We start from the raw sequence: 7340 nt of genomic DNA on the forward strand, positions 1-7340 counted from the left end.
CATCCACATAGGGGATCATGCGATCGAGTATGACCAGATCGACGCTCTCATGACGGATACGCTCGAGGCCATCTCGCCCATCCTCGGCAAGTTGCACGTGATAGCCTTCCGCCTCAAGGCCGCGCCTCAGAAAGCCTGAAATCCGCCGGTCATCCTCGACAATCAATATCCGCATGTGTTTCCCCTTCTGCGACAGGCAGCCGGATGGTGAGAACTGCGCCGCGCGGCGGCGCAGGCGCGAGGGTGATGGTGCCGCCATGCCGCTCGACGATGGTTTTGGCAATCGGCAGCCCGATGCCGAGACCCGTGGCCGCGCGGCTGGCGTTGTTTGTTCCGCGATAATATCGGTCGAAGACGTAAGGCAGTTCCGCCGGATCAATCCCGCAGCCATGATCACGGACGGTCAGCGCCAGGACGTCACCGCTGCGACAAATATCGATGTCGATGCTACCGCCGCGGTCGGCATATTTGATTGCGTTGTCGATCCCGATCATCAAGGCCTGCTTCAAGCGTCGGGGATCTGCCCGGATCAACTGCTTCGGCGCTCGCGAGATGAGTTGAACGTCCACCTGCTTTTGTTGCGCAAGGATTTCACATTCATGAACTGCCGCAACGACCACGTCTTCGGCCCCGACCGTTTCGAACTCATAGGTGACGTCGTCGATCTCCGTGCGCGTGAAGTCGATCAGATCCTCAAGCAACCGCGCCATGTCCGCTGCGTAGAGCTGAATGCGATTCAACGCATCGCGGAAGGCAGCAAGCCCCGGCCGCCCACGAAGAGCCACCTCGGCTTCACCGCGCAAGATTGTAAGCGGCGTCCGTAGTTCGTGGCTCGCATCCGCCAGGAACTGGCTGCGCTTGCTATCAAGCGCCAGAAGCTGGTCATTTGCCTGCCGCAGCTCAAGGGTTCGTTGATCGACTTCGCGCTCGAGTCTTGCCTGGGCGGATTTAAGGCTGGCTCTTTGGCGCTCGATCGCCTCGGCCATCTTGTTGAAACTTTGCGAAAGTACCAGGAATTCGTCACGGCGGCTCGTCTGGATGCGATGATCGAGTTGACCATTGGCAATCGCCTCAGCACCGGCCGCCAAGAGGCGGACCGGCCGGGCGATCGAATGCTGCAGCGTCAGGCCCAAACCCAGCCCCGCTGCAATGACAAGGACCGAAAACGTTCCGGCAGCGATGAGGACCGTATGTTGGGTGCTTCTCACCCGGGCCAGCTCTTCGGCAACTTCTCCACGCTCCTCGCGCCGGGCATCCTCGAGCATTGTCTCAAAGTCGTTGGAAAGCCGATACTCGATGCTTCGCCTGAAGATATCGACGGCACGATCCTGCTGGCCGGCCGTCTGCGCCTTAAAAACCCGCTCGGCCGCCCGATCTATCGCTCGATAGAACTCCTGAAGCCGTGCGGCGAACTCTGCTTCCGGCAATTCCTGCTGAACGTCGCCAAGGCTTCCAAGCGTGGCGAATTCCTTGCGCGTCACTTCGGCAAGCACACGGAATCCATCTTCCATCCGCTGCCGTGCGAGTTGGAAGTCCGGCATCTGTTCGGCGCCAAGCAGAAGGACTTCGGCCAGCTGCTCGGCATAATTATTGCCGAGCCCGTCAAGTTCGCTGATCGCCTCGAAGCGAGAGTGAACGCCGTCAATGCGATTTACGAAATCGTCCGTCAGCTTGAGGGTGATCAGCATCAGGCAGACAACCACCGCGACAAAGACGATCGTGACTAACTGGAAGAGAAAAATGCGCCGCCGGACGGTCATACTGCCTCGTGTCTGGTTGGGAGCTCGTTGCCAAGGATTGCCGATCAGAGGGTCCAGGACAAGGGTTTGCGCTGCAAACAGCACGCCTCTCACCAAATTCTAACCTTCCGCACCCCGTCCTCTAACCTGCGATCATTAAGATTGCACAGGAGATGGAGGGCCGTTGCGCGCACTTGGCGCCCCAATCGTTAAACGGAGCCGCTTAATGGAGAAGGCAGACATTTGGCCGCAGCCCCTATCCGGGCGGACTTTGCCCGGCGCGCAATCGGCTACGCCGTCGACGCGGTGGCATCCAGCGGTCGGTGTATTCGTTGCAGTGTCGATGACCATTGCAATCGAGCTTCTTGCCTCCGGGATGGCGCTGGAGGCCCGGCGTTCCCTGCAGATTCTTGTGCTCGCATTGGTCGGGTGGACTTTGACATCACTCGACGACACCTTTGTTGCTGTCACTTCAGCCGTTGCAATGACGTTGTTCGTTACCGGAAAACCGGAAGCTCTGTTCGGTACTCTTGGCGACCAGCTGATCTGGCTTCTTCTTGCATCGTTTCTGCTGGCCGCAGCCTTCAAGGCGAGCGGCATTACCGACCAGCTCATTGCTCTGGCCGCCGGTCGCTTGCGCTCGGTTCAGTCCCTTGCCTATGTCCTGACGGCGATACTTCTCGCGACCGCTTTCGTCATTCCCTCCACATCGGGCCGGGCGGCCATGATGGTGCCGGCCTACGCGGCAATTGCCGGGAACTGTACCAGTGCTCGGGTGCGAAGGGCGTTCGCGCTGTTGTTTCCGACGATCGTGCTTTTATCAGCCTTCGCCTCGCCGATTGGTGCCGGCGCACATCTCGTCGCCATCGATATGGTGCAACGGCTGTCCGGTCAGGAGATCGGATATCTTGATTGGGTTGTTTTGGGCCTGCCTTTTGCCGCTTCAAGCGTATTTCTTTCGACCAGTATTATCCTGCGGCTCTTTTTGACGGCGCAAGAACGGCGAGGCATGCTCGTCCTTCCTCCAAACAGCCTTAAGCGCGAGCCGCTTCCGCGTCAGCCGATCTTCTGGATCGCCGCGGCCGTGGTGACCGGCTGGCTGACGGAACCGATGCATGGGATCGACCCGACGATCCTTGCGCTTATCGGCGCGCTTGCTGTCTTCTTTCCCGGCGTCGGATCAATATCATTTCGCGATGCCCTCCGCGACGTTGACCTGTCGCTTTTGGTCTTCCTTGCCGCGATGATCTGCCTTGCAGATGGTTTCGTGACTTCCGGGCTGAACGAGTCACTGGTCACGATGGTGTTCCGTCCTCTGCGAGCAGGGGAATTGCCCTCCATCATGTTCATCGCGCTCGTTGCCATGATCGGATTGCTGTCTCATCTGATCATTCATAGCCGCACTGCGCGGGTATCGATCTTGCTGCCGCCGACCCTGATCCTTGCTCAGGCGTCAGGCGCAGATGCCGTCATGGTGATGCTGACGCTGGTCTCGGCGACAGGCCTTTGTCAGACGCTGATGGTCAGCGCAAAACCGGTCGCGCTCTTTGGGCGGTTGGAGGAGAACGCCTATAGCGCGGGTGACCTCGTTCGGCTCAGTGCGGTGCTTATGCCCGTTCATTTTCTTCTGATCATGGCCTTCGTGCTGATCGTCTGGCCCGCCATCGAATTGATGTTGGTGTAGGTAGCGTTAGGAGTTTCTATGTCGAAAAAGCACAGGCGTTTACGTGTTCTGGTGGCACCTTCAGGCTTCAAGGAAGGGCTCGGCGTTCGTGAAGTCGCAGACGCGATCGCACGGGGCGTGCGCAACGCTCTCCCACGGGCCAAGATCACGCGCATGCCAATGATCGATGGCGGCGAAGGCTTTGTCCAAACCATGGTGGATCTCCTGGGGGGCAAACTGCATCCACTCACCGTGACAGGTCCGGTAGGTCAACCCGTCGATGCCCATATCGGCCTTCTTTCAGGACGGAGGAAACGCACGGCGGTGATCGAGATGGCTGCCGCTGCCGGGTTGCGTCTCGTGCCAAAGGATATGCGCGATCCCACTCGAACAACCAGTTACGGTGTCGGTGAAATGATCCGCGCGGCACTCGACCTCGGAGCCGAACGCATCATCCTGGGCTGCGGCGATTCCGGCATTAACGATGCGGGCGCCGGCATGGCGCAGGCGCTTGGCGTCCACCTCCTGGATCGATACGGCCAACCGATTGCCGGCAATGGGGCGGCACTGCGTTCGCTTGACCGTATCGATGCTACTGATCGCGATGCTCGCCTTGAGAAGGTGAGCATCGACGTCGCCGTCAATCCTTACAACATGCTGCTCGGAAAGAACGGCGTTGCACGGATATTCGGACCGCAGAAGGGTGCGACGCCGGATCAGGTGGCCATTCTGGAACAAGGTCTTCAGACATTTGTCCGGGTTGTTCGCCGCGATCTCAATGTCGACGTCGAGCCCTTGAAGGGAGGTGGGGCATCGGGGGGACTTGGGGCAGGCCTCCACGCGTTCGCCCACGCCAAGCTGCATCCCCGTTTCGATCTCATTCTTCGACACATAAAACTCGATCGAAGGCTGTCCAAGACTGACCTGGTGATGACCGCCGAAGGCGGGATTGATGGACAAACGCGGCACGGCAAGGTTCCGGCGGAGATCGCACGTCGGGCCAAACGCCACAAGCTGCCGGTTCTCGCCTTGGCCGGGACCGTCGGTGCGGGCGTTGAGACGACACGGGAGATCGGAATTGATGCGGTGTTCAGCATCCTCAACCGGCCCTGTACGCTGGAAGACGCGATCCGCGAAACTGAAGCTCTGCTTACGGAAGCGGCTGAACAGGCCGTGCGTCTAATGCTTGCGACGCGTTCGGTATTGCGATCTTAAGAGCCGACATTCCATTGTGCGGAAATGGCGAAAACGGCGAGGCGGCCCGGCCCAAGGTCAGGATGACGCGAGGCAAGAAAGATAAGGTTGCGGAGAATGCGGGCCGCGACCGCGGTTGGCAGTGAATGGGGCCACGCCTTGTAAAGCTGGTCGAGACTGCCGCCGGCGGTGCGGGACGCGGCCTTTGACCGGGACGCCGGGGTGTCACGACAAGCAGTATGCCGGGGTGGTCGCCATCATTCCGTTACGACCGCAATGCGCTCCATGCGTTCTACGAGCCGCCAATCCGCACGTTCGTCCGGGACGTTCATGATTTCGAGAAGCAGCGACGTGTCGATTGGCTTCAACCAAACTTTGTAGATCCCCGTCGGGACCTTGATTTTCATTCGATCCCTCACCCGCAGTTCGCGGAGATGCGCCAGGGCAGCTTTGCGTGCGTCCTCTTCGGTGGCTTCGTATCCGAGGAGCTCCTCGCTTCCGGCAACCACCTCGAACGCGTAAACTTGATCGATTTTCATAATGTGCTCGCCTCCCGTGATGATTTGAGTGATGAAGATGGCAGGACTACAAGAGTTGGCGGATTAAAAGAGATGCAGTTTCGTTAGGTCCTAATCCGCAGGAAGAACGCTAGTTGCGGCGGTCGTCTTTGTAGATTTCGAGTTCATGCAAATTGCCTTCGACGACGTGAATGAGGCAGATGAACAGCTGGTCCACTATTTCTGTCGGGTCCATCAAAATAATATGCTTCGGTTGGAAAGCGGGCCTCGACCAATGCAGCGGGACCAACGATGCGAGATTGTAAACTATCCTGGCGGTCAATCGGACTGACACGGGCCGAAAGTAATTGCATCCGCAGCTCATGGCGTCCGGGAAAATCCCGGGACAGAAGCTTTTCGGTGATCAATACTTTCCTTTTGGAGAGTGCACGCCAGCTTTCGGTATTGGTCGACATGCCACTGGTTCCCATTCTTCGACTACCGCACCAAACACGATAATTGCCATAAAGAAGTCGGAGGCATATCCCTAAATTCTCGGGGAAATTGCCACAAAGTTGCACATGGCGGTGAGAGATTGGAACGACCGAAGTCCGGCGTCGACGGCGACTACATCCTGTGAGCTTGCAGGGGACGATCAACGTGAGCCGTTGATTGCCTGAGGACACCAACATTATCGCCTCGCCGCGACGCATAACTCCTCACCCTTTCGCGTTGAAACGAGCGCATATCCTTCGCCATAGACTGTCTTGATCCGGACGTCATGACAGGCGGACAGAGCCTTTCGAAGGCGAGCGATATGGACATCCACGGTGCGGGCGCCAACGTCGTGCGGCTCTCGCCAGACGGCAGTCAGCAAATCGTCCCTGGAGCAGGTCCTGTTGCGGTGGCGAACGAGTGTCTCAAGGATCCGACCTTCGATGGAGGTTAACGCCAGACGCCTTCCACTGATGGTGACGTGCTGTAGTTCGGACGAAACCGATATATGGGTGGGCGAAGCTGACGGCGGGACTTCGCCAAAGGCAGACGGATCACCGGACGCACGACGCGCGTGCCGGAGAAAGGCAAGCAGGCGTTCGGGGTCAAGCGGTCGCATGATGCCGTCATCAAGCCCGGCCTTGATCATCTGCAGATGCATGGTTCGCATGTCGCCGGCGATCAACGCGCCGACGGCAAGTCCAGCCTGTTTTGACAGGCTGCAAAGGGCGACGATATCGCCGTGCCAGGCAACACCATCGAAGATGACGGCAAGCAGTCCGCCTTTCTGCAGACAAGATTCGACATCGGCGTCACCGTCGGCGAGCTGGCTCGGAAACCCCTCTACGGAAAGGATGTGGTTTAGGAGAAGATAAAGCTCCGGATCCTCTGTGCAGATTAGCACCCGATTTTCCATCTCAGTCCTCCTCTCAGCTTGGCGTAAACTCGCCGCCATTGACGTCGAGTATCGCGCCATTGACGAAGCCTGCCTCGTCGGATGCGAGAAACACGATGGCGGCCGAGACCTCGTCGGCTGTCCCCAAGCGGCCGGCCGGAATTCGCCTAATGGCCTCACGATTGACATCGCTTGAAGCCGGACCCGTCATTCCGGTCAGAATTCGGCCGGGTGCAACAACATTGGCGGTGATACCGAAGCGTCCGTATTGGGTTACAAGCGAACGTGACAATCCGGCAAGGGCTGCCTTCGAGACCGCATAGGCAGGCCCGGCAATCAATGGTCGCGTCCGGCCAGCGAGCGATCCTACGAAGATGATGCGCCCGAAGCGGTTGTTCTGCATATCGGGCAAAGCGTACTGGCAGCACAGCATGGCACCTGTCAGATTGATGGAAAGCACGTCATCCCATTCCCCGCGCGGAATGGTACCGACCAGTGACGGGCCATTGTTGCCTTTCGGTGAGACCCCGGCGCAGCAGACCAGGACCGACGGCGCACCAAAGCGAGCGCGGATGTCATTGAAGAAGCTCTGAATGGCTTCGGGCTTCCGAAGGTCGACCTGCGAGGCGACCGCGCGACCCGCTTCGATGCTCGCGGCAAGACTGGCGCCGGCTTGCTCGACGCTTTCGGCGCTGTGCCCGAAAACGCCGACGCGATAGCCATCCCTCAGGAACCGACGGGCAGTTGCAAGGCCGATGCCAGTGGTGCCGCCGCTGATGACGGCGACCCGCCCTGTCCCGCCGGTGCTCATGCCGCCTCGTCCATTGCGGCAAAAAGTGACAGAGGCGGATGGGCCT

8 protein-coding genes are annotated in these 7340 nt (G+C 59.1%); 2 read left to right on the forward strand and 6 right to left on the reverse strand.

All coding sequences use genetic code 11. From position 1 onward, the window contains the following. Together C9413_RS24615 and C9413_RS24620 are read right to left on the reverse strand one after the other, a co-directional pair. Nucleotides 1–259, reverse strand: a 259-nt coding sequence (locus C9413_RS24615) for a response regulator (RefSeq protein WP_348648797.1), incomplete at its 3' end; no start/stop codon positions are given. Beyond that, nucleotides 150–1760 (reverse strand): HAMP domain-containing sensor histidine kinase, encoded by a 1611-nt coding sequence (locus C9413_RS24620; RefSeq protein ID WP_040114566.1) that lies wholly within the window; start codon nucleotides 1758–1760, stop codon nucleotides 150–152. The genes C9413_RS24620 and C9413_RS24615, both read right to left, overlap by 110 nt. A gap of 322 nt (nucleotides 1761–2082) precedes the next feature. Here C9413_RS24620 and C9413_RS24625 point away from each other — a divergent pair, with 322 nt between their 5' ends. Together C9413_RS24625 and C9413_RS24630 are read left to right on the forward strand one after the other, a co-directional pair. Then, entirely contained in the window at nucleotides 2083–3423 is a 1341-nt protein-coding gene (locus C9413_RS24625) for an SLC13 family permease (protein ID WP_040116412.1), read from the forward strand. Nucleotides 3424–3441: 18 nt separating this feature from the next. Next, the gene (locus tag C9413_RS24630; RefSeq protein ID WP_040114565.1) at nucleotides 3442–4617 is read left to right on the forward strand and encodes a glycerate kinase; all 1176 of its coding nucleotides are present in this window, start codon (nucleotides 3442–3444) and stop codon (nucleotides 4615–4617) included. A gap of 236 nt (nucleotides 4618–4853) precedes the next feature. Here the strand turns inward: C9413_RS24630 and C9413_RS24635 are convergent, their stop codons facing one another. From C9413_RS24635 to fabG, 4 genes are all read right to left on the reverse strand, one after another. Further along, nucleotides 4854–5135 carry a hypothetical protein gene (locus C9413_RS24635; protein ID WP_040114564.1) on the reverse strand — a complete coding sequence of 94 codons (282 nt, stop codon included), beginning with the start codon at nucleotides 5133–5135 and terminating at the stop codon, nucleotides 4854–4856. 143 nt (nucleotides 5136–5278) lie between these two features. After that, nucleotides 5279–5569 (reverse strand): hypothetical protein, encoded by a 291-nt coding sequence (locus C9413_RS24640; RefSeq protein WP_223844113.1) that lies wholly within the window; start codon nucleotides 5567–5569, stop codon nucleotides 5279–5281. Nucleotides 5570–5784: 215 nt separating this feature from the next. Beyond that, nucleotides 5785–6504 (reverse strand): response regulator transcription factor, encoded by a 720-nt coding sequence (locus C9413_RS24645; protein ID WP_052451734.1) that lies wholly within the window; start codon nucleotides 6502–6504, stop codon nucleotides 5785–5787. Between the two features lie 13 nt (nucleotides 6505–6517). Further along, nucleotides 6518–7340, reverse strand: an 823-nt coding sequence (gene fabG / locus C9413_RS24650; RefSeq protein WP_348648798.1) for a 3-oxoacyl-ACP reductase FabG, incomplete at its 5' end; no start/stop codon positions are given.

This window comes from Rhizobium sp. SEMIA 4085, from assembly GCF_013004495.1.
GTDB classification, from domain to species: Bacteria; Pseudomonadota; Alphaproteobacteria; order Rhizobiales; family Rhizobiaceae; genus Rhizobium; species Rhizobium gallicum.

Coding starts and splice junctions, on each gene's coding strand:
- C9413_RS24630 (WP_040114565.1), top strand. CDS start 3,442: ATGTCGAAAAAGCACAGGCGTTTACGTGTTCTGGTGGCACCTTCAGGC.
- C9413_RS24640 (WP_223844113.1), bottom strand. CDS start 5,569: ATGTCGACCAATACCGAAAGCTGGCGTGCACTCTCCAAAAGGAAAGTA.
- C9413_RS24635 (WP_040114564.1), bottom strand. CDS start 5,135: ATGAAAATCGATCAAGTTTACGCGTTCGAGGTGGTTGCCGGAAGCGAG.
- C9413_RS24645 (WP_052451734.1), bottom strand. CDS start 6,504: ATGGAAAATCGGGTGCTAATCTGCACAGAGGATCCGGAGCTTTATCTT.
- C9413_RS24620 (WP_040114566.1), bottom strand. CDS start 1,760: ATGACCGTCCGGCGGCGCATTTTTCTCTTCCAGTTAGTCACGATCGTC.
- C9413_RS24625 (WP_040116412.1), top strand. CDS start 2,083: ATGACCATTGCAATCGAGCTTCTTGCCTCCGGGATGGCGCTGGAGGCC.